Origin of the sequence: Clostridium sp. BSD9I1 (genome assembly GCF_900185645.1) — a bacterium.
In the GTDB taxonomy this organism is placed as follows: Bacteria; Bacillota; Clostridia; order Clostridiales; family Clostridiaceae; genus Clostridium_AK.
On record NZ_FYAM01000003.1, the window covers coordinates 17602 to 40107 of the forward strand.

Sequence of the window (22506 nt, forward strand, 5' to 3'; positions counted from 1 at the left end):
TTCAAATATCTAGTTACTTCATTGATACTATAATGCTGTCAGCAAGAGCATCCATTGAATCCTCATCACTTTCTTTCAACGCTGAGGTCACTGTCATCTCATTATCTAAAACAGTCATTTCTTTCATCTCATCTATAAGTTCATGCATTAATTTACCTGATTGAGGAGCCCATGAACCATTTTCTATAAGGGCAAAAGTACGTTTTTGAAGATTTAAGGCCTTCATATCCATAATGTAATTAAGCATTGGTGGATAAATTTTCAAATTATAGGTTACAGAAGCAAGAACTATATGGCTATATTTAAATGATTCTGAAATTAAATATGACACATGAGTTTTTGAAACATCATACATAACTACATTTGTCATTCCCTTTTCAACAAGTCTTGCTGCTAAGTCGGTGGCAGCAGCTTCTGTATTTCCATACATTGATGCATAAACAATCATTACACCCTTTTCTTCGGGTTCATAGCTGCTCCACTTGTTGTACTTATCTAAAAAATATTCCAAATCATTACGCCATACTGGTCCATGCAGTGGACATATAATCTTAATGTCAATAGAACTAGCTTTCTTTAAAAGAGCTTGAACATGAGGTCCATACTTTCCTACAATATTTGTGTAATACCTTCTAGCATCATCAATCCAATCGCGGTCAAAGTTCATTTCATCATTAAAGAGCTTACCATCTAAAGCACCGAAGGATCCAAAGGCATCAGCTGAAAACAATACACCGTCAGTAGTATCATAGGTTACCATAGCTTCTGGCCAATGTACCATTGGAGCTGTCACAAATACAACATTATGCTTTCCAAAAGACATAGTGTCTCCCTCTTTAACTTGTGTTATTTGGTTATCAATTTGGAAACCAAACTGATGCATGAACATAAAAGCTTTTTCAGTACATATAATCTTTACCTCTGGATAACGAAGAACAATTTCTTCGATGCAGGCTGCATGATCTGGCTCCATATGATTGATTACCATATAATCTAAAGTTCTGTTTCCTAAAACCCCTTTAATATTTTCAAGAAACTGCCGGCAAATTGACCAGTCCACTGTATCAAATAGTACTGTTTTCTCATCTAAAAGTAAGTAAGAGTTATATGAAACCCCTCTTGGAATAGGGTGAACATTTTCAAACAAAGCAAGGCGATGATCATTACCACCAACCCAATAAAGATCCTCAGTTATTTTTCTAACACAATACATTGATTAATCCTCCCTTACACTAAAAACATATTATCGTGTTTACTTATAGGAGCTACACTTCTATAAACATATTCTTTTCTTCACCGCAAGCAGGACAAGTCCAATCTTCCGGTATATTTTCAAATAAAGTTCCTGGAGCTATTTCCCCCTCTGGATCACCAACACCAGGATCATATTCATAACCACATCCATTACATACATAATGTTTCCAAGTTGGTATAGCTTTCTTAGGAATAGCTCTCTTCATCTTCTTCATTGGTGGAGCTTCCTTCTTTGTTTCTCCATTATCTAAAGCCTTAGTAAGCACCGGCAATACTTCCATTAAATCGCCAACAATACCGTAGTCTGCGTTTTTAAAAATCTTAGCATTAGGGTCAATATTTATAGCAACAATTGTAGTGGCATCCTTTATACCCTTTAAATGCTGGCCTGCACCGGAAATACCGCATGCAATATAAAGATTTCCATTAAATTTTTGACCAGACATACCAACATAGCGATTAAGTGGTACATATTTAAGGGTTTCAGCTACTGGACGTGAAGAACCTATAGCCGCACCAGCTTGTACTGCTAAATCCTCAATAAGCTTCATATTTTCCTTTTCTCCTATGCCTAGACCTGCACTTACTACCCTTTCTGCCTTGGTTATAGGAGTATCTAAGGAAATTCCAACTGTGAAATCATAACCATCTGCTTTAAGCGCTTCCACAAGAGTATTGACTCTTTCTTCGACAGTTCCATCCTTATAAATTACTTTCTTACGATACCCTGTAGCAGGTTCTCGAGAAGTCTTACCTACATATTCAGTTTTAGGCATCTTGCCAATGATGTTTGCGGCAATAACAACACGTTGAATTTCGTTAGTTCCCTCATAAATTGTACAAATTTTAGCATCCCTATATGCACGCTCAACTTCCATACCTTTAAGATACCCACTTCCGCCAAATATCTGAACAGCATCGTTAACAATCTCAAGACAAACGTCTGAAGCATATTGTTTTGCCATAGCAGATTCCATAGCATAATGCTCGTGATTTTGTTTAAGTTCTGCCGCACTATAAATAAGGAGTCTAGCTGCTCTAAGCTTTGTAGCCATATCAGCTAACTTAAAAGCAATGACTTGCTGCTGGCATATAGGTTTTCCAAATTGAACTCTTTCTTTTGAATACTCCAAAGCATTCTCATAAGCACCTTGTGCAATACCTAGAGCCTGAGCTGCAATACCAATACGTCCGCCATCCAATGTGGACATAGCAATCTTAAAGCCTTCGCCTTCTTTACCTAATAAATTTTCCTTAGGTACCTTTACGTTATTAAAAATAAGCTCAGCAGTTGCAGAAGAACGAATACCCATCTTATCGTAGTGCTTACCAAAACCAAAGCCCTCCCAGCCCTTCTCTACGATAAATGCACTGATGCCTCGAGTACCTATATTTGGTGTAGTAACTGCAAAAATAATATAAATATCAGCCTCTCCACCGTTAGTGATAAAGATTTTTTCACCATTTAAAATATAATAGTCATCTTCTAGAACAGCAGTAGTTTCAGTACCACCTGCATCACTACCGGCATTTTCTTCTGTGAGACCAAATGCACCAAGCTTCTCTCCCTTTGCAAGCGGGATTAAATACTTTTGTTTTTGTTCTTCTGTTCCATAGGCAGCAATTGGATATGTGCCTAATGATGTATGAGCAGAAAGGATTACACCTGTACCTCCATCCACTCTTGACAATTCTTCAACTGCAATTGCATAACTGATAACATCTAAACCTGCCCCACCGTACTCTTTTGCATATGGGATTCCCATTACGCCCATATCAGCTAATCCACTAACAACTTCTGAAGGAAATTTATTTTCCTGATCCAACATAAATGCAATGGGCTTGACTTGTTCTTCAGCAAACTGTCTGATTTTCAACCTAAAATCTTCGTGTTGTTCTGTAGTCTTAAAAAACATACATATACCTCCTCATAATAAAACAATTTCATAAATGTAATTCTTTATTAACTGCAGCAATTAAAATTCACCTAATTACTGCCCTTGCTATTGTCTACCATATCTAGAATAATATTTATCATTTACATATAATAACTATATAATTCATTGTACTACTTAATAATAATTATTACAAATCACTCAAGTGATTTTACATTATTAATTTATACCATTTTGGGTGATTATCCACCATATTCTACTTAAAACAATAATTTACTTCGTTTTTCTGTAGGTAAATTTTCAGTATTATTTTACATATTATCCTAGATAGTCTTTTTAGCCCTAGCATTATTTATGAATTTCTTCTAAAATTTATGCATAGAAAAAATCCCCGGCACTTCTGCCAAGGACTTCATTGCTCAAGGTAATCTATTCAAATATTTATACAGATAATTTATTTTAAAGCTAACACAAATTTCACAAAATACATATATTACAATATAGAACTAAATCTGGAGGATTAAGAATTGGCAATCTTCAAATCTTTTTCTGGCACTATTACTATGATTGAAGACTTTTGGACAGCAACTGATGAAAGAACAGGATGTTATAAGTTAATGTCTGTAGAAAATAAAGATGGAAATATAGTTAATTTTGTGGTATCACCAGGTACTTACTTTGTTGACCACGTAACAGTCGTTCTAGGAGACAGGGTAACTGGATTTTATGATGCAAATGCACCCGTACCTTTAATTTACCCACCACAGCTTCGTGCAATTGTTATGGCAAAAGATACAGTACTTCAAAATGTAAAAGTATCCTATTTAAACTCAGCGCTTGTAAGTAGTGACGGTACCTTAAAATTAAATATTTCACCATACACTAAGATAGTACTTAGAAATGATCAACTTTTTACTGAAAGCCCTGCAAATAGAAATCTAATTGTTGTCTATGGTGCTACCACAAGAAGTATACCAGCCCAAACTACACCATATAAAATTATTGTTATTTGCTAGAAATTAAAAATAAAAAGGAACTGAAATAAAAATAGCATTATTAATATATGCGAGATATTAATAATGCTATTAAGCTACTTCTATCTAATTAAAAAGTATAAAAGCACAATGATTCCAAGAACAATTCTATACCATCCAAATACTTTAAAGTCGTGTTTTTTTATGTACTGCATTAAAAACTTTATTACTATAACTGATACTATAAAAGCAGTAACCATTCCTGTTGTTAAAATCAAAAGTTCCATTTGATTAAAGGCTAGTCCAAATTTCACAAGTTTAAGCAAGCTTGCTCCAAACATCACCGGTATTGCCATAAAAAAAGTAAACTCTGCTGCAATAGTTCTACTCATGTTAATTAGTATACCACCAAGTATAGTTGATCCTGAACGTGAAGTTCCTGGAAACACTGCTGCAATTAGCTGAAACATTCCAATAATAAAAGCTGCTTTAAATGTTATTTCAGAAATTGCATTAATTTTAGTTTCTTTACCTTTATTACTATTTTCTACAATTATGAATAAAACTCCAAATAAGATAAGCATTATAGCTACAGTTTTATAATTATAAAATAGCGCTTCAATTTTATCGTCCCAAAGCAATCCAACTACTGCAGCAGGAATGCATGCCACGATAATCTTCATCCACATTACAAAAACGTCTTTTTTAATAAATTCTTTACTATTTAGAGAAAATGGCATTATTTTCTTCCAATAAGTTACTACCACAGCTAAAATAGCTCCGAGCTGTATTACAACTAAAAACATTTCTTTAAAAACTGCAGATACATTGAGCTTTACAAATTCGTCAAGTAAGATCATATGCCCTGTACTGCTTACTGGAAGCCACTCCGTTATCCCCTCAATAATACCAAATAAAATTGCCTTTAATATTTCTAACATATCTATTATTCCTTTCTATTGTTCATCTTATTTTTCTAAGTATAAAATACCCGTTACGAAAACATTCTGCTTTTGCTCCATAAACAATTATACTAAAGAGTATAAATATATGCAAATTGCCCCTAATGTTATAATGAAAAGTGCTTCCCTTAAAGTAACAGATTTTTATTTTTTCATCTATATACCTTAAGGGAAGCATACTATTTTACTAAGAATGATATTTTTTAATTCATAGATTAATCCAGATGGCTAGTTCCTCTCTAAAATTTGGGCATTTGGATTACAGCCTTAAACAAATCTCCATCTATTTCAATATTAAATTTCCCATTTTGAATATCAATAAGACTTTTAGCTATGGATAATCCAAGTCCGCTTCCTTGGCTGCTTCTTGATTCATCTCCCCTTTTGAAACGCTCCATTAACTCATCTGCAGAGATGTTTAATTCATAAGCAGAAATATTTTTAATTACTATCCTAACTTCGCCTTCGAGGTTGTCAATGTGTACATACACCCTTGAACCTGTAAGTGCATATTTAAATATGTTAGACAATAAGTTTTCTATAACTCTCCAAAACAATTTCCCATCTGCTTTAATATAAACTTTATCTTTAGGATGATTTAACTTAAATTCTAACCCTAGTTCTTCAATTTTATCATTAAGTTCCCCAAGTCCCTGAGTTATTAAGGAGACAACATCTATCTTTTCATACTCTACTGGAATGCTTCCACTAGATGCTTTTGCAGCTTGAAATAAATCTTCTGTTAACACTTTCAGTCTTTGAGACTTTTGTTCTAGTATTTCTATATATTCCTCTGACTTTGATTTATCTGTTTCTTTTTTTAGTAAATCTACATAGGTAATAATTGAAGTTAGGGGAGTTCTGATATCGTGAGATACGTTTGTAATTAATTCAGTTTTTAAACGTTCACTTTTGACCTCATTTTCAACTGCCTTACTTAATCCTTCTGTTATGCTATTGATATTTGAGGCAAGTTTCCCGAGTTCCCCTTTACTTTCTAAGTTTATCTTATGGCTCAGCTCACCATTTTTTACCCTCTCTACCCCATCTTTTATTAATTGAAATTCTTTTGTTTTCTTAAATGTAATCCATACTGCTGCTCCAATTGTTATTGGGAACATAAAGAAAGTTAATGCAACAAGTATTGGATAACCTATTGTTATTAAAGCAATTTTTACAGCAAAACTTCCGTTATTATATATTTCTTTTACAAATTTAAATATCCTATTGAATATCTTGTAAACTAATGTATGTTTTATAAATGTCCTATTTTTAATTTGTTTAATCAATGTCAATACAAAAATTAATCCTAATGAAGCTATAAAAGATGTCAGTGGAATTACAATGTTATTTAAATTATGAATGTCAATACCTAGAGAGACCACCGGTGCAATCCATAAGCCTATTAAAAGAAAACATACTATTATATTTATATCATTGTATAATTTATCAAAGGAATTTAAATGAACCTCTTTATCGCCAAAGAATTTTCTACCTGTGACTATTACTAGACATATAAATGATATCAGTAATCCTAGTAAAAAACCTGATATTTCATGAAGGCTGCTATTAATAATTACTCTGCTTTGTTTCCATTCTTCAATTGCTCGATTTAAATACTCATTTGTAAATCCAACATATATAACAGAATCATGCTGATGTAATTCATTAATATTTGATGAAATCCAATGATAATTTCTATTATTCCATATTTCTTTTGGATATGCCTTTTCCTGAATCTTGTCATATATCATATAGGAAGGGAAAGACTCAAAATATCCTATGCTAGTATTGGTGCTGTTTGTAAGTACATTTGTGCCATCACTTGCATAGTATATAACTCCCTTAACGTCCTTTAATCTTTGAATATATGCGTTATAATCTCTTAATTCTTCCTTTATCAAATCATTCTTTATTTCAGAAATCTTACCGGCATAAACCTCTTTAAACTTATTATAATTTTCTTCATAACTCAAATTTGGGTTAAAAAGTTTAGATTTAGACTCAAACTCCCAATACAAATTCCTATTATTCACTTCAATTTGAATTCTATCTTCTGTTACAGAGCCACCCTTTAAAACATTTTCCTGATTTTTATATTTAACCATTATTTTCGTTAATGCATCAATGGTACTGCTGCTATCTTCTATAAACTTTGAGCTTTGATAATAATTATCTTCAAAAATTATTCCAAAATCATCATTATTAGTGCTTACTAAATTCATTAAAGTTGCTATTACACCAGTAAAGGATGTAATTACAACTATAAAAAGGATTATCTTAGTTGTTAGTGAATGACTATATTTTTTCCACCTTGTATCCAATTCCCCACACCACCTTTAAATATTTCGGCTCTTTCGGATTTATTTCAATCTTCTCTCTTATTTTTCTTATATGAACTGCTACAGTATTTTCTGGATTAAAAGCAACTTCATGCCATACCTTTTCGTATATATCATCTATGGAAAATACTCTCCCTGCATTTGCAGTCAATAGCTTTAATATCTTATATTGTACTGGAGTAAGTTTAACTTCTTCTCCATCTACAGTTATAATCTTACTTTCGTCATCTATTACAAGTCCCCCAGTTTTAAAAACATTGCTTTTTGTTTCAAGACTTCCAAGTGTTGTGTATCTCCTCAGCTGAGACTTAACCCTTGCAATTAACTCCAATGGATTAAATGGCTTAGTTATATAATCATCAGCTCCCATGTTTAACCCCATGATTTTATCCGTATCCTCAACCTTTGCTGATAGCATTATTACTGGTATATTATTGTTTTCTCTTATCTTCATTGTAGCTCTGAGTCCGTCCATTTTAGGCATCATGATGTCCATTATAATAAGATGTATTTCCTTTTCTTCAATTATTTCTAGTGCTTCTATTCCATTAGAAGCTTTAAATATTGTATATCCCTCATTTGTCAAATAAATTTTTATGGCATCTAATATTTCCTTATCATCATCACAAACTAATATATTCAATCCCATTCACCTCAACACGTTAATTTATCCATATTATAACACACTCCTTACTGCTATCTATAAAGTAATGGTATCAACTAAATCTTAATAAGTGCCCAACATAAATCTTAAGAATTTCTTAATGTACCCCTTTTTAGTGCCACCCAAGTGGCAAGTGGCAAGTTGAATAAATAGAGGGAGGGGTAACAACTTTTAAAAATTGTTACCCCTCCCTGCATCTTTACTTTTAAAGAATATCTCTATTACTTCATCTATTTAAGTCTTTCTTCCACCATATCTAATATAGCCTGTAGCGCTGGAGATATCCATTTATCCTTATGATATATAACTTGGGCTGAAGTATAAAATTTAGGCCCGTTGTATTTTATTTCAACTAATTGTCCGTTTTCTATTTCCTTTTCAACAGCAATACGCGGTAAAAAAGCTATGCCAAAACCACTGGCAGCATATTGTTTTATAGCCTCTATGCTTTCTAACTCAAAAATAGAGCTTGGAGCTACATCAACACTTGATAAAAACTCCTCAAAACTAGCTCTATAACTGCAACCCCTTTGAGTAAGCACTAAACTTTTCCCCTCAAATTCACACATTTCAACTACATCCTTTTGAGTCAAAGGTTCAGCATTGCTGGATATCACAATTAAAGGTTCATGAAACAAAGTTTTTGATACTATATCTGGATAAACTCTTTCATTGTCCAAAACAAAGCCAATATCTATTTTATTTTTTCTAATCATATCTGGAAAGTCTTCGCAATTACCGATTTTTAGTCTAACATTCACGTCTGGATAAAGGCTGCAGTACTCTTTAAATAAATCCGGTAATCGAAATACACAAAGAGTTTCAGCAGTAGCAATAGTTAAAGATCCCATTGGAATTTTCCCACTTATGATACTATCCTTTGCCTCATCATGTAAACTTAAAATTTTTTCAGCGTAAGGTAGTAATTTATTTCCTTGCTCAGTTAAACAAATATTTCTACCTAGGCGTTCAAATAATTTGCAACCAAATTCCTCTTCTAAAGATCGAATTTGATCCGATATGCTTGATTGAGCAAAATTCAAAATTTCTGCAGTCTTACTAAAACTAAGGGTTTCGGCAGCTACTATAAAAGATTTCAATTGTTTAAGTTCCATAATAACACTCCTTAGCACATATATCGGTATATCCGATTATACTTATAAAAACAATTCGTTTGTCTGATATTACAATCCATGTTAACATAAAACTAAGCTTTTGAGTAGTAATTTAAACCACAAAATTAAGTTTTTCACTAAAATATAAATATTTATTTTTAACGAAAGGAGAACTCATTATGGATATTATCGTAAGCATGTTAGTTACATTTTATGTATTGATTTTTTCTGCTTATAAAGGACTATTTGTAGGATATTCATTACTACTCGCCTTATGTATTTTTTCTTTTATTTCATGGAGGAGAGGATTCTTATTATCAGATATTATTAAAATGTCAATTAACGGAGGAAGTAAGTCCTTCGTTGTCTTAAAAATATTTTTCTTGATTGGATGTATTACTGGCATATGGATGGCTTCAGGAACAGTTCCCGCAATTATATATTATGGAATAAAATATATGAACCCAAACTTCTTTATTCTATATGCTTTTATAATAAGCTGTATTGTATCCTTTCTCTTGGGTACATCCCTGGGAACGGTAAGTACTGTAGGAGTTGCATTAATCTTAATGGCCAAAGCTGGAAATATTAACTTAAATATGGCTTCTGGTGCTATAATTGCAGGTGCATATTTTGGTGACAGGTGCTCTCCAATGTCCTCTAGTGCAAATTTAGTAGCAAATTTAACTCACACAAATCTTTATACCAATATACGTAATATGTTTAAAACATCAATACTTCCCTTTATTTTATCTATAATTATTTATTTAATTTTTTCACTACAAGAGCCACTAAACTTTACGCAGAACAATATAAATACTGAAATAGCTGCTATTTTTAAGATTAACTTGATTACCTTATTACCAGCAGCAATAATTTTAATCTTTTCTTTGTTTAAAATAGATGTTAAATTGTCCATGCTTTTTAGCATTATGTCAGCTTCCGCTATTGCTATGATACTTCAGCAATATAGTATAATAGAAGTATTAAAATTTATAATCTTAGGTTTTCAACTAGATCCATCTAGTCATTTAGAAAATGTGCTCAAAGGCGGCGGACTTATCTCTATGTGGAAGGCATCCTTAGTTATTTTTATATCTTGTGCCTTATCTGGTATATTTGATGGAACGAATATGTTGAAAAATATAGAACATATTTTGTTGAAATCCAAAACTCGATATACATTATTTATTTATACAGTCATTACCAGTATTATTACTGCAGCTTTTGGATGTAATCAGTCCATTTCTACAGTTTTAACACACCACCTTATGAATAAGAGCTATGAAGATAAGAATATTGATAAATATGAATTAGCTATAGATTTAGAAAATACAGGTGTAGTACTATCTGCACTTATTCCGTGGAATGTAGCAGCTCTTGTTCCTACCGTAACAATGGGAGTGAGCAGCATAGGATTTATACCTTATGCTTTTTATCTATATCTCATTCCAATAATTAATGCACTATATTTTAAAATTTTAGAGATTAAAAATAAATAATTTTATATAGGATGAGTATAATTTTAACTAAAGAAGGGAGAATTTATCATGGAAAAAGTTTATTCAAAGAAAGAAAACTGTTCAGGTTGCAGTGCATGTTTTAACGCTTGCCCTACAAAAGCAATTCATATGGAACCAGATCAAGAGGGATTTTTATATCCTGTTATAGATCAGGCACAATGTGTAGATTGCAACAAATGCGTAAACATTTGTCCCTTAATTTTCCAGGGGAATTACAAACAAAAATCTGAACCAGAATTTTTAGTTGCTAAGCATAAATCAGAAGAGGTTCTTATGAGTTCTACATCCGGTGGAGCCTTCACAGCACTTTCTGATGCAGTACTTCAAGAAGGTGGAGTAATTTATGGTGTTGATTATGATGATGAATTCCGTGTATTGCACAAAAGGACTGAAACTATTGAAGGCAGAAACCGAATGAGAGTATCTAAGTATGTACAGAGCAATATGGGAAATATTTTTCAGCAAATAGAAAAAGACTTACTTAATAAAAGAACAGTATTATTTACTGGAACACCTTGTCAAACTGCAGGGCTTAGAGCATATATGCGTTATTCATCACTAACTGAAAATCTATATATATGCGATTTGATTTGTCACAGTATTCCTAGCCCTTTAGTTTGGGAGGATTATAAAAAGCTGCTAGAAAAAGAGCACGGTGGAAAACTAACAGATATTCAATTTAGATCTAAGATAATTGATTGGAGTAGAGAAAATAGCAATAAAACATTCTTGTATAAAACTTCAAATAGTGAAAAAGTCCATAACGATGAAAGGTTTTATAAGCTTTTCTTTGGGGCAAAGACTATTACCCGTCCTTCCTGCTCAGAGTGTAGATTTACAGATATACATCGTACCTCAGATATTACCATTGCAGACTACTGGGGAATTGAAAAGTATGCTCCTGAATGGATGGATACAAAAGGAGTTTCTGTAATTTTAGTTAATAACGAAAAGGGTGCCAAACTTCTTGAAAAATGCAGTGAAACCTTAAAATATGAAAAACGTCCAAAGGAAGAATCTCTTACAGAACAACAGCGTTTAAGTGAACCTGTACAATTTCCTGAAGACCGTCATAAATTCTGGGAAGATTATAGAGAACATGGCTTTGAATATATAATAGAACAATTACCTAAATAATATTTATATAAAAATTAAAATAACTAGAGGTCTTTTTATAAGTTCTCTAGTTATTTTATTCTTTGCAACATGGATATCATCATTTATTTAACCTCTTCCATCTTAACCCAGGGACTTTGCCCCTATTTTAAAAATGCATCCAATATAGATTTCATGTCTTCAATTGTTTGTTCAACTAAATTATAACTGCCTTCATGAAGACACCAATCATAAACAGCTCCTCTACTCATCTTTACTAAAAGTTCTGTAAGTTTCTCAGCACTTGGATGATGTATTTCCCCATTATTTATTGCCTCAGTAACTTCTATTAATAATTGTCTATAAAAATATTTCTCCCTACTTAAAATATACTTTTCTTTGTTTGATAATTGATTTTTAAAATAACATGTAGTATAAATATACCCCTTACTATTAATAACGTTAAGCTGATAATCCATTAAGAATAAAATTGCCTCACACCTTGTATTAAATGTCCTACTTTGCATTAGTTCTTCAGTTTTAATATCAAATGCTCTATATGCTTCATTAATAATGTCCTCTTTAGAGCCAAAGTAATGATAAAATCCACCTACAGATACTCCTGCTGATTTACAGATATCTTTTATTTTTACATCCTCATACTCCATATTAGTAAATAACTTATCTGCGCATTCAACTATTCTATTTTTTATAGCTATTGAACGAATATTTCTAAATGTTAATTCTTTCATTTTAACTCCTTTAAATACTTACTTTATATAAAATATGATATCTTATTTATATATTTATGCATCCTTTATAATTTTTATGAACAGTGTATATTCACAATGTTATCCATGAAATACAAGTATAACGAATTAAGGTAACTTACGAGGCTTAGATGAATACTTAATTCTTATAAAAATTAGAGGCTGCTCTGCGCTATTTGCGGAGCAGCCTCTTTGATTTTTAGTTTTAGAGAGGACTATTATTAATAAATTATATTAATACTTTTAAGCTACTTGCCACTTGTCATGTGGGTGGCACTTTATATTCTTCTTGCAGCATGGAAATAGTAATTTAACGCTAAACACCTATGGATTAAAAAACAGTCACTGTTCCATAAATTACCGTAATACTTTGTTCATATTTTTAATTAAATATACATAATCCCTATGTTATAATAATACTCATATTACTACTAAATACATATAGGTACATCTAACTAAGAAGTAGGAATTAATATAATATTAATAAGATATATATAAATATACATAAGGAGGGATGCCATGATTAAGCTTAATGAAACAGAGAAAAGTTGGGTATTTTACGACTGGGCAAATTCAGCTTATTCTCTTACAGTTACATCTACCATATTGCCCCTATATTTTAAAATGGTTTTCCAAAATGCCGGAGGTGAAGCATCGCTTTCCACTGCTTATTGGGGATATGCAAATTCTATATCTACTCTTATTCTTGCAATATTAGCACCTATTTTGGGTACTATAGCAGATTATAGAGGATATAAAAAGAAATTCTTTAGTATATTTTTCTTACTAGGAGTTACTTTCACTGCATTGATTTCCATAATTCCTAGTGATTATTGGCTTATGCTTCTTTGCTTTTATGTAATAACAGCTATAGGCTTTTCGGGAAGCAATGTATTTTATGATGCTTTCTTAGTTGATGTAACTACAGAAGACAGAATGGACAAGGTTTCAACCCTAGGATTTGCATTAGGATATATAGGTAGTACTATCCCTTTTATAATTAGTATGACTTTAGTTATATTGGCACAATTCAATAAAATATCATTATCACTTTTATCAGCATTTAAAATCTCCTTTATAATTACAGCAGTATGGTGGACAATATTTACCTTACCTCTGCTAAAGAAAGTAAAACAGGTTCATGGAATAAATATAGAGCCTAATCCTATTAAAAAGAGCTTTGCAAGATTAGGAAGTACCTTTAAAAATATAAAAAGTCACAAACAAGTTTTTTTATTTTTATTAGCCTACTTCTTTTATATAGATGGAGTAGACACTATTATTAAAATGGCTACTTCCTATGGATCAGATCTCGGAATTGATTCAACAAGCTTACTTGTCATACTTCTTGCAACACAATTTGTAGCATTTCCTTTTGCTCTTTTATACGGTAAACTCTCAGAAAAGTATAAAGGAAAGAAAATGCTATATGTAGGAATTATAATGTATACTATCATATGTATATATGCGTATTTTTTAGATAGTACATTAGACTTTTGGATATTAGCCATGTTAGTTGCTACTTCTCAAGGAGGAATTCAGGCTCTTAGCAGATCTTACTTTGGAAAATTAGTACCTAAGGAAAAAGCTAATGAATTTTTTGGATTTTATAATATATTTGGTAAATTTGCAGCTATAATGGGGCCTTTACTCGTTGGTATAGTAACTCAAATTACCGGAAGTACAAATAACGGAGTTTTTAGTATCATACTGCTATTTATCATAGGTGGGTTTATATTAATGAAAGTACCTGAATAATACTGCAGTTATTTTCCAATTTAACCCAGGGGCCTGGCCCCCAAACAAAAGGAACAAAAGGTACGGTTATCAACTGTTTGCAAAAGGTTGATAACCGTACCTTATATTAACTTGCCACTTGCCATGTAGGTGGCACTATATTATATATTGAATAACCAATTTAATGTTATTCACAATAGCATCCATATGAGTTCTTTCATAATGATGCGTTGCATCAACTCCTGGTCCTATACAAGCAAAATTAACATCTACACCCTGAAGTATTGATAAGCTTGCATCGGAACCATACCTGTAATGTACGTCCACTCTATAATCAATACCACCCTCTTCAGCAAGTTCCACTAACTTCTTTTTAAATCCAAAATCATATGGTGTACGGCTATCCTTAGCACATATGGTTACACAGTGTTCATCTGAGGTATGTCCTTCCCCTACAGTTCCAATATCAAGTGCAAGCATTTCCACAGTTTTTTCAGGTATTGCTGTTACTCCATGCCCCATTTCTTCAAAATTGCTTAAAAAGAAGTGTACTGTATTCTCAGGTTTTATATTATTGTCCTTTAAGTATTTACACACACCAAACAAGACAGCAACACAGGCTTTATCATCGATATATCTTGATTTTATATAACCATTATCAGTAAAAATTGTTCTTGTATCAAATGCAACAAAGTCCCCTACTCTTATTCCAAGCTTAAGAGTGTCTTCCTTTGTATGTACATCTTCATCAATTCTTACTTCCATATTTTCTTCTGTTCTTAGAGTTTCTCGGACTTCTTCAGAGTGAACATGTATAGAAGCTTTATCAGGAAGTAAAACTCCTGTATACTCCTTACCCTTCATAGTTTTTATTATTAAATTTTCTCCTTCATAGGCAGTCCATGCATATCCGCCAATAGCTGAAAGTCTTAACCTACCATTAGATTTTATCTCTTTTACCACAGCACCTAATGTATCTACATGGGCAGAAATTAGTTTATGCTCTTCATCGTTTCCTCCAGTTATTGTCCCCATAATAGCACCTTTTCTTGTGGTAGTAACAGGTACACCCATGCCTTCAAATTCTTTTCTTAATCTTTCAGTTATAGTTGAAGTATCCCCCCCAGGACTTGGAATACTAAAAATCTCCTCCATAAGGTTTTTTACATATTTCATATCAATATCCAATTTTTATGCCCCCTAAATAATTTATTTGCCTGCAAAATGACAAGCAACATATCTTTCATTTCCTACATTTCTTAATTTAGGTGTACTTTCTTTACAAATATCCCGCTTACAATTGCATCTACCATAAAATCTACACCCTTCTGGTGGATCTACAGGACTTGGTACATCTCCTTCAAGAATAATTTTTTCCTTTTCTACGTCTACCTTAGGTATTGGTATTGCAGATAAAAGTGCTTGTGTATATGGATGCAGTGGGTTTTTAAATATGGATTTATAATCTGATAGCTCTACTATCTTTCCAAGATACATAACTGCAATTCTATCGCTTACGTGTTTAACAACACTAAGATTATGAGAAATAAATAAATAGGTAAGATTAAATTGTTTTTGCAAACTATTCATTAAATTTAATATCTGAGCTTGTATACATACATCAAGGGCAGATACAGGCTCATCAAGTACAATAAATTCCGGTTTCAGTGCCAATGCTCTTGCTATGCCTATTCTTTGTCGTCTTCCCCCATCAAGTTCATGTGGATAAGCATTTATCAATCTTTCTTCAAGCCCTACGGTTTCCATTACTTCTTTAACCCTTGCCTCTATTTCTCTATTGTTTTTATATATCTTATTTACATAAAGAGGTTCAGCAATAAGTTCTGAAACAGTTATTCTTGGATTTAAGGATGAATAGGGATCTTGGAAAACTATTTGCATTTTTCTTCTCATGTCTTTCATCTTTTTAGCACTATATTTAACTATATCCTCGTTATTATATATTACTTGTCCACTGGTTGGCTCATGAAGACGCAGTATAGCTCTTCCTGTTGTAGACTTTCCACAGCCTGATTCTCCAACTAGTCCTAAAGTTTCTCCTTTATTTATATAAAAGCTAACATTATCTATTGCATGAAGCATACCTTTTTTTGTTTTGAAATATTTCTTTAAATTGTTAATCTCCAATAACTTTTCTGCCATTTTCTATCCTCCTCTCTAACTTTCCTTACTGTCTTCATAAATAAAACAATTTACAAAATGCCCTTTTTCTACTTCAATCTTAGGCGGTTTACTTAATGAACACTTTGCCATTGCTTTAGGACATCTTGGATGGAAAGCACATCCTGATGGAAGATTTGTAGGATCTGGTGTTAATCCCTTAATTACTGGCAGCTCCTCCTGATCCTTATCCAAATCTGGTATTGAGTTAAATAAACCATTGGTATATGGATGAAGAGGATTTAAATATAAACTTCTCTTATCTGCATATTCCACAGCATTACCTGCATACATAATAGCTACTTTATCACATATTTCTGCCACGATTCCAAGATCATGAGTTATCATAATCATTGAAGTTTTGTACTGTTCTTTCAGGTTCTTCATAAGCTCAAGCACCTGCGCCTGTATTGTAACATCAAGGGCAGTTGTTGGTTCATCTGCAATTAAAAGACTTGGATTACATGCAAGTGCAATTGCTATTACAACTCTTTGCTTCATTCCACCACTAAATTGATGAGGGTAATCCCTAGCTCTTTCCTTTCTTATTCCTACTGTTTCAAGCATTTGTTCAGCTTTTTTCAGTGATTCTTCCTTTGTAACACTTTCATGGAGCTGAATCATTTCTGCTATCTGCTCTCCAACTGTTATAACTGGATTTAAGGAAGTCATTGGATCTTGAAATATCATAGCTATTTTGCTGCCTCGTATATCCTGCATTTCTCTTTCTGACTTTTTAAGTAAATTTTCTCCCTCTAAATATATCTCTCCGCTAACTATTTTTCCTGGTGGATTTGGAATGAGCTGCATTATTCCAAGTGCTGTAGTCGTTTTACCTGCACCGGTTTCCCCCACAAATCCAAGGGTTTCACCATACCCTAAAGATAAATCTAAATCATCAACAGCATAAACAATTCCATCGTCAGTTTTATAATGAATGGTTAAATGCTTTATATCTAATAAGTTTTCACTATTATTCATCTCATCACTCTCCTCATCTCTAGAACCTAATTTTTAAGTTTTGGATCTAGAGCATCTCTTAGACCATCACCTAAGACATTAAGTGCAAATATTGTAACAACTATTGCAAGTCCAGGAAACAAAGTCATATACCAATAATCTCTTATATATCCTCTTCCACCAGAAAGCATTGAACCCCATTCAGGTGCTGGAGGCTGAATTCCAAGTCCAATAAAACTAAGACCTGCTGCAGTTAATATTGCAAGCGCAACACCTAAGGTTGCTTGTACAATAATAGGTGCCATAACATTGGGAATAATGTGTTTAAAAATTATTCTAGTATTACTAGATCCAGCTGCCTTTGCAGCTTCTACAAATTCCTGATCCTTTATAGATAGTACAGAAGCTCTTACGATTCTAGCATAACCAGGTATAGATGAAATACCAACTGCAATCATAAGATTAACAAGTCCTGGTCCTAAAGCTGCTACTATTGATATTGCAAGAAGTATTTGTGGTATAGCAAGAAGTATATCCATAGCCCTCATTATTAAGTTATCTAACATACCACCATAATATCCAGCTAAAGCTCCTAATACCCCACCAATAATTACAGCAATACTAACTGCAATAAATCCAACCTCTAAGGATATTCTTGATCCATAAACAATGCGGCTGAAAATGTCTCTTCCAAATTCATCTGTTCCAAAAATATGTTCTGAACTTGGGAACCTAAAAGTAGCCTCAAGGTTCTGTTTATCATATGCATAGGGTGCTATAAAGTCTGCAAAAATTGCAACTAACAATAAAATTGCGATTATTCCCAATCCTACTAACGCAAGTTTGTTCTTTCTAAGTCTTTTCCACACTTCCATTAACTGACTAGATTTTTTCTTAGTAGTCTTATTTATTACTTTATTTACATCTATATTAACTTCACTCATCTACTTGTCCCCCCTTCAATTGATTAACTATATTGAGACTTTATTCTTGGGTCTACATAGGCATATAGTAAATCAACCAGCAAGTTAACAATACTAAACATTATTGCAATAAATAAAACGCCCCCCTGAACTACAGGGAAATCCCTCATTTTAATAGAATCAACCATCAATCTTCCTATACCTGGAATTGAAAAAATTGATTCTGTTAATACTGCACCTCCAAGTAATCCTCCAAACTGAAGCCCAATTATTGTAATAATAGGTATCAATGCGTTTCTAAGTGCATGTTTTAATACAACCACTCGCTCTTTTTGTCCCTTTGCTCTAACTGTTCTTATATAATCTTGCCTTATTACTTCAAGCATACTAGAACGTGTCATACGAGTAATTATTGCAACTGATTGTGCTCCAAGTGATACCGCTGGCAAAATCATATACTTTAGGCTACTAAAGCCTGACGCCGGAAACAAATGTAGTTTAACTGCAAAAAGGAGTATTAAAAGTAATCCAAGCCAAAATACTGGCATTGATATTCCTATTAATGCAAATATCATAGAAACCGAGTCAAACCACGAATACTGCTTAACAGCCGATATTATGCCTATTGGTATACCAAGCAAAATTGCAAATACCATAGATAATGCCGCAAGTTTTAAAGTTGCAGGAAAACAATCTGCCAATTCTTTTAGTACAGGTCTTTTGGTTACATAGGAACTTCCGATATCCTGATTAACTACTAAGTTTTTCAGATAATTTCCATATTGAACTACAAAGGGCTTATTAAGTCCCATTTCTTCCCTTAACTGCTGAACAGAAGCCTCTGGTGCTGATTCTCCAAGGATTATTTTTGCAGGATCTCCTGGAGTTATATACATTAATGAAAATACAATAAAAGTTACGCCAATGATTACCGGTATAAGGAAAACAATTCTACGAGCTATATATTTTATCAATTTTATTCCTCCCCTCATAAATAGTTTTAAGGATTTGACTTAAGGGGTATATTGCTATACCCCTATCAGATCTTTTTATATTCTATTGAAAACTAACATTATAAAGTATATGGTATCCAAATGGGCTTGCTACAAAGCCTTTTACATTCTTACTAGTACCAACAACCTGCTCTCCATTTGATAAAAATACCCAAGGTGCCTGAGCTTTAACTTCTTTTTGAATTTCTTTATATACTGCTTCTCTTTCAGGTGAGTCCTTCATAACTCTACCCTTCATAATTAATTCATCAACTTTGGCATTTTTAAAGAATGAATAGTTACCACCTGTGCCGGCTTTTGATGAATGAAGAGGTGCATATACTGCTAAATCTGGGTCTGGAGTCTGGCATGTCCAGCCTATGATAAACATATCATGTTCACCCTTTGAAAGACCGTCTAAGTATGCTCCCCATTCAAGAATTTTTATTTCTGCTTCTATTCCAACTTCTTTTAATTGACTCTGCATTATTGTTGCCATATCAACTCTTTCTTTTTTCTCATTTGTCCAAATGCTTGTCTTAAATCCTTTTTCATATCCTGCTTCTTTTAATAATTCTTTAGCCTTTTGAACATTATACTCATGTGCCTGAAGGCTCTTATCTGAATATCTTACATTTGGACCTATTGGGCCAACTGCAACCTTTCCTACGCCTCTCCAAGCTGATTCTACAATTGACTTTGTATTTAATGCATAGCTAATTGCTTGACGAACTTTTATATCATTAAATGGCTTCTTCTGATTATTAAATCCTAAATATTGAGTTGAGTTATCAATTACTCTTGTAATTTGTAATTTTTCGTTTTCTTCAATTCTTTTTATATCGTTGGATGATATTTCATAAGCTATGTCCACTCCGCCACTTTCAAGTTCTATTGCTCTATTTGTAGGTTCTGGAATTACTCTTATAGTCATTTTGCTAAACTTAGGCTTCTCACCATAAAAATCGTTAAATCTTTCAAGCTCAACTCTATCACCTTTTGTCCAGCTAACAAATTTAAATGGACCAGTTCCTACAGGACTCATAGCATATTTTTCTCCAGCTGCTTTAACAGCCTTTTCACTTAATATACTTCCGCCAGTATGACTTAGCCCTGAAAGAAATCCAGCTGCTGGAACCTTAGTTTTAAATGATATTGTGTAATCATCCGGCATTTTAAAGCTATTTGTATCTATATCCCCAAAAATATGTGATACAAGTGCTGATTTTGCAGCTCTTTCTAGACTGAATTTTACGTCGCTAGCCTTCATTTCTTCCCCATTGTGAAACTTCACGCCTTTTTTAAGCTTAAACTCATATGTAAGCTCATCAAGCTGACTAAATGAATCTGCAAGCATAGGCACAACCTCATTTTTTTCATTCATCTGTACAAGTGTCCCATAAATTTGAGTCATTACATTTGATGATGCAACGTCATTTACAGCATGTGGATCAAGTGATTTTGCATCATATGCTGTAGCCACCATTAAAGAGTCTTTTACTTTACTTTGACTTTGTGTATTTTGGGATTTTCCGCATCCAGTAAATAAGGAAACACCCAAACAAAGACTTGCCATTAATGCTAGAACTCTCCTTTTCTTTTTTAACATGAATTTTCCCCCTTTGAAATTTTAATTACTTTAAGAACCTAATAGCTTTGCTAGCGACTTTTAATATTGCGCTTTATTTCTGTATTGTATTATATTATATTACACGTTTCAAAAATATTCCATATATTTTTATTTTTTCCTTAATAATTATAATTTTACTTTTAACTTGCCATCTAAATAGTCATTCGAATAGTCTTTCTGGTGCTTAAGAATACTTGAAAATTAATAAGGACGGATATTAACCCTTTATGCAAAAGGTTGATACCCGTCCTTAATTGGATTAGATGATGTTTTTTATTTTATAAAATTTACTGTATTTTCTTTTCTTGCAGGTGCATTTGTTATATTTACTCCCTTATATCCAAAAGCTACAGAATGTATTTGTTTGTATCCTTCTGGAATTCCTAATTTCTTTAAGTATTCTTTACCCTTTTCACTATTTAATAGGTAAGCTATAAATCCAACCCAGCAGGAACCAATTCCTAAAGATTCTGCTGCTAATAGCATATTTTGTGTTGCAGCTGCACAGTCTACTGCTGCACTATGATTATTTTCATCGCCTGAAATAAGAATTACAGTTGGTGCATTATAAAATGCATGAAATTTTTCATTTTCTCCAACTCTTCTAATATATTCATTTTCTGATTTCTTTGCTAGTTCCTTAAAATCATTGTTAAGTGAATCTATAATTTTTTTATTTTGAATTACTGTAAAGTGCCAAGGTTGTTTATTGGTAGCACTTGGCGCATATATACCAGCATCTAAAATTTCCTTTACTTCTTCATCTTTTATTTGTTCACTTTTAAACATTCTTGTGCTTCTTCTTTGTCTAATTACTTCTAATACTTCGTTCATTATTATTCCTCCTAGTTATATTAAATTCATTATTATTTTCCATGATTATTTTACAATCTTACTTAACAATTCTTTATTCATCAATTAATTATCTCCCTATCAATTGATTTTATACTTCTGCTTAATTTTATATAATCATTTTAGCAGTCTTTGGTATGCTTAACAACACTCTTCTAGCCTACTTTTAATACTTCAAAAAATAAAAATAATCCTCAGCTTTTTAGCTAAGGATTATTTTATCTGGCAACGACCTACTCTCCCACCGGGCCTCCCCGGCAGTACCATTGGCGCTTTGAAGCTTAACCTTCGTGTTCGGAATGGGTTACGGGTGTTACCTTCAAGCCATAATCACCAGATGCTCTAGCTCTTAAAATCTTCGATTTTCTAGAGATAGAGTACTCCTAAGCCTAGCTGAGGAGTTTCATTAGAAAGAACTATGTTCTCTCAAAATTGCACAGAGTAATAAATTAGATCAAGCCCTCGACCTATTAGTATCAGTCAGCTGAATGCATTACTGCACTTACACCCCTGACCTATCAACCTTGTGTTCTTCAAGGGGTCTTACTAGCTTACGCTATGGGAAATCTCATCTTGAGGTGGGCTTCACGCTTAGATGCTTTCAGCGTTTATCCCGTCCTGACATAGCTACCCAGCA

General features: G+C 32.8%; 18 protein-coding genes and 2 rRNA genes. 4 read left to right on the forward strand and 16 right to left on the reverse strand.

What is annotated here, in order from left to right; all coding sequences use genetic code 11:
- Positions 1-13: 13 nt before the first annotated feature.
- Both BSD9I1_RS00400 and BSD9I1_RS00405 read right to left on the reverse strand, forming a co-directional pair.
- Positions 14-1213 (reverse strand): FprA family A-type flavoprotein, encoded by a 1200-nt coding sequence (locus BSD9I1_RS00400; RefSeq protein WP_186428654.1) that lies wholly within the window; start codon positions 1211-1213, stop codon positions 14-16.
- Positions 1214-1265: 52 nt separating this feature from the next.
- Positions 1266-3170 (reverse strand): acyl-CoA dehydrogenase family protein, encoded by a 1905-nt coding sequence (locus BSD9I1_RS00405; RefSeq protein WP_186428655.1) that lies wholly within the window; start codon positions 3168-3170, stop codon positions 1266-1268.
- A 506-nt stretch (positions 3171-3676) separates the two neighbouring features.
- On the opposite strand from BSD9I1_RS00405, the gene BSD9I1_RS00410 reads away from it, so the two are divergent.
- Complete coding sequence (locus tag BSD9I1_RS00410) at positions 3677-4165, forward strand: hypothetical protein (RefSeq protein WP_186428656.1); 489 nt, start codon at positions 3677-3679, stop codon at positions 4163-4165.
- A gap of 80 nt (positions 4166-4245) precedes the next feature.
- Here the strand turns inward: BSD9I1_RS00410 and BSD9I1_RS00415 are convergent, their stop codons facing one another.
- From BSD9I1_RS00415 to BSD9I1_RS00430, 4 genes are all read right to left on the reverse strand, one after another.
- Positions 4246-5070 carry an undecaprenyl-diphosphate phosphatase gene (locus tag BSD9I1_RS00415; RefSeq protein ID WP_186428670.1) on the reverse strand — a complete coding sequence of 275 codons (825 nt, stop codon included), beginning with the start codon at positions 5068-5070 and terminating at the stop codon, positions 4246-4248.
- A 254-nt stretch (positions 5071-5324) separates the two neighbouring features.
- Entirely contained in the window at positions 5325-7409 is a 2085-nt protein-coding gene (locus tag BSD9I1_RS00420; RefSeq protein ID WP_186428657.1) for a sensor histidine kinase KdpD, read from the reverse strand.
- A complete protein-coding gene (locus BSD9I1_RS00425; protein ID WP_035310179.1) occupies positions 7384-8070 on the reverse strand; it encodes a response regulator transcription factor in 687 nt (228 codons plus the stop codon). Before BSD9I1_RS00425 ends, BSD9I1_RS00420 begins: the two co-directional genes overlap by 26 nt.
- A gap of 251 nt (positions 8071-8321) precedes the next feature.
- Complete coding sequence (locus BSD9I1_RS00430; protein WP_186428658.1) at positions 8322-9206, reverse strand: LysR family transcriptional regulator; 885 nt, start codon at positions 9204-9206, stop codon at positions 8322-8324.
- A gap of 179 nt (positions 9207-9385) precedes the next feature.
- On the opposite strand from BSD9I1_RS00430, the gene BSD9I1_RS00435 reads away from it, so the two are divergent.
- Both BSD9I1_RS00435 and BSD9I1_RS00440 read left to right on the forward strand, forming a co-directional pair.
- On the forward strand, positions 9386-10708 hold the full coding sequence (locus tag BSD9I1_RS00435) for a Na+/H+ antiporter NhaC family protein (RefSeq protein ID WP_186428659.1): 1323 nt from the start codon (positions 9386-9388) through the stop codon (positions 10706-10708).
- A gap of 48 nt (positions 10709-10756) precedes the next feature.
- The gene (locus BSD9I1_RS00440) at positions 10757-11866 is read left to right on the forward strand and encodes a Coenzyme F420 hydrogenase/dehydrogenase, beta subunit C-terminal domain (protein ID WP_186428660.1); all 1110 of its coding nucleotides are present in this window, start codon (positions 10757-10759) and stop codon (positions 11864-11866) included.
- A gap of 122 nt (positions 11867-11988) precedes the next feature.
- Here BSD9I1_RS00440 and BSD9I1_RS00445 read toward each other — a convergent pair whose 3' ends face one another.
- Positions 11989-12576: a TetR/AcrR family transcriptional regulator gene (locus tag BSD9I1_RS00445; RefSeq protein WP_186428661.1), complete on the reverse strand. Its 588-nt coding sequence runs from the start codon at positions 12574-12576 to the stop codon at positions 11989-11991.
- A gap of 537 nt (positions 12577-13113) precedes the next feature.
- Between BSD9I1_RS00445 and BSD9I1_RS00450 the strand changes: the two genes are divergently transcribed.
- Entirely contained in the window at positions 13114-14352 is a 1239-nt protein-coding gene (locus BSD9I1_RS00450) for an MFS transporter (RefSeq protein WP_186428662.1), read from the forward strand.
- Between the two features lie 135 nt (positions 14353-14487).
- Here the strand turns inward: BSD9I1_RS00450 and BSD9I1_RS00455 are convergent, their stop codons facing one another.
- The 9 genes from BSD9I1_RS00455 to BSD9I1_RS00495 all read right to left on the reverse strand — a co-directional run.
- The gene (locus tag BSD9I1_RS00455) at positions 14488-15519 is read right to left on the reverse strand and encodes a M42 family metallopeptidase (RefSeq protein ID WP_186428663.1); all 1032 of its coding nucleotides are present in this window, start codon (positions 15517-15519) and stop codon (positions 14488-14490) included.
- Between the two features lie 21 nt (positions 15520-15540).
- On the reverse strand, positions 15541-16494 hold the full coding sequence (locus tag BSD9I1_RS00460) for an ABC transporter ATP-binding protein (RefSeq protein WP_186428664.1): 954 nt from the start codon (positions 16492-16494) through the stop codon (positions 15541-15543).
- A gap of 15 nt (positions 16495-16509) precedes the next feature.
- Positions 16510-17493: an ABC transporter ATP-binding protein gene (locus BSD9I1_RS00465; protein ID WP_186428665.1), complete on the reverse strand. Its 984-nt coding sequence runs from the start codon at positions 17491-17493 to the stop codon at positions 16510-16512.
- Between the two features lie 26 nt (positions 17494-17519).
- A complete protein-coding gene (locus BSD9I1_RS00470) occupies positions 17520-18416 on the reverse strand; it encodes an ABC transporter permease (RefSeq protein ID WP_186428666.1) in 897 nt (298 codons plus the stop codon).
- Between the two features lie 23 nt (positions 18417-18439).
- Complete coding sequence (nikB, locus tag BSD9I1_RS00475) at positions 18440-19369, reverse strand: nickel ABC transporter permease (RefSeq protein ID WP_186428667.1); 930 nt, start codon at positions 19367-19369, stop codon at positions 18440-18442.
- 82 nt (positions 19370-19451) lie between these two features.
- The gene (locus tag BSD9I1_RS00480) at positions 19452-20996 is read right to left on the reverse strand and encodes an ABC transporter substrate-binding protein (RefSeq protein WP_186428668.1); all 1545 of its coding nucleotides are present in this window, start codon (positions 20994-20996) and stop codon (positions 19452-19454) included.
- A 294-nt stretch (positions 20997-21290) separates the two neighbouring features.
- Entirely contained in the window at positions 21291-21851 is a 561-nt protein-coding gene (locus tag BSD9I1_RS00485) for a nitroreductase (protein WP_186428669.1), read from the reverse strand.
- A 238-nt stretch (positions 21852-22089) separates the two neighbouring features.
- A 5S ribosomal RNA gene (gene rrf / locus BSD9I1_RS00490) occupies positions 22090-22207 on the reverse strand.
- Between the two features lie 112 nt (positions 22208-22319).
- Positions 22320-22506, reverse strand: a 23S ribosomal RNA gene (locus tag BSD9I1_RS00495); the annotation flags it as partial.

What these genes read in the sequence shown, in the direction of transcription:
- BSD9I1_RS00400 (WP_186428654.1), bottom strand. Translation starts at nt 1,213, where the DNA reads ATGTATTGTGTTAGAAAAATAACTGAGGATCTTTATTGGGTTGGTGGT.
- BSD9I1_RS00405 (WP_186428655.1), bottom strand. Translation starts at nt 3,170, where the DNA reads ATGTTTTTTAAGACTACAGAACAACACGAAGATTTTAGGTTGAAAATC.
- BSD9I1_RS00430 (WP_186428658.1), bottom strand. Translation starts at nt 9,206, where the DNA reads ATGGAACTTAAACAATTGAAATCTTTTATAGTAGCTGCCGAAACCCTT.
- BSD9I1_RS00435 (WP_186428659.1), top strand. Translation starts at nt 9,386, where the DNA reads ATGGATATTATCGTAAGCATGTTAGTTACATTTTATGTATTGATTTTT.
- BSD9I1_RS00440 (WP_186428660.1), top strand. Translation starts at nt 10,757, where the DNA reads ATGGAAAAAGTTTATTCAAAGAAAGAAAACTGTTCAGGTTGCAGTGCA.
- BSD9I1_RS00445 (WP_186428661.1), bottom strand. Translation starts at nt 12,576, where the DNA reads ATGAAAGAATTAACATTTAGAAATATTCGTTCAATAGCTATAAAAAAT.
- BSD9I1_RS00450 (WP_186428662.1), top strand. Translation starts at nt 13,114, where the DNA reads ATGATTAAGCTTAATGAAACAGAGAAAAGTTGGGTATTTTACGACTGG.
- BSD9I1_RS00460 (WP_186428664.1), bottom strand. Translation starts at nt 16,494, where the DNA reads ATGGCAGAAAAGTTATTGGAGATTAACAATTTAAAGAAATATTTCAAA.
- BSD9I1_RS00465 (WP_186428665.1), bottom strand. Translation starts at nt 17,493, where the DNA reads ATGAATAATAGTGAAAACTTATTAGATATAAAGCATTTAACCATTCAT.
- BSD9I1_RS00470 (WP_186428666.1), bottom strand. Translation starts at nt 18,416, where the DNA reads ATGAGTGAAGTTAATATAGATGTAAATAAAGTAATAAATAAGACTACT.
- BSD9I1_RS00480 (WP_186428668.1), bottom strand. Translation starts at nt 20,996, where the DNA reads ATGTTAAAAAAGAAAAGGAGAGTTCTAGCATTAATGGCAAGTCTTTGT.
- BSD9I1_RS00485 (WP_186428669.1), bottom strand. Translation starts at nt 21,851, where the DNA reads ATGAACGAAGTATTAGAAGTAATTAGACAAAGAAGAAGCACAAGAATG.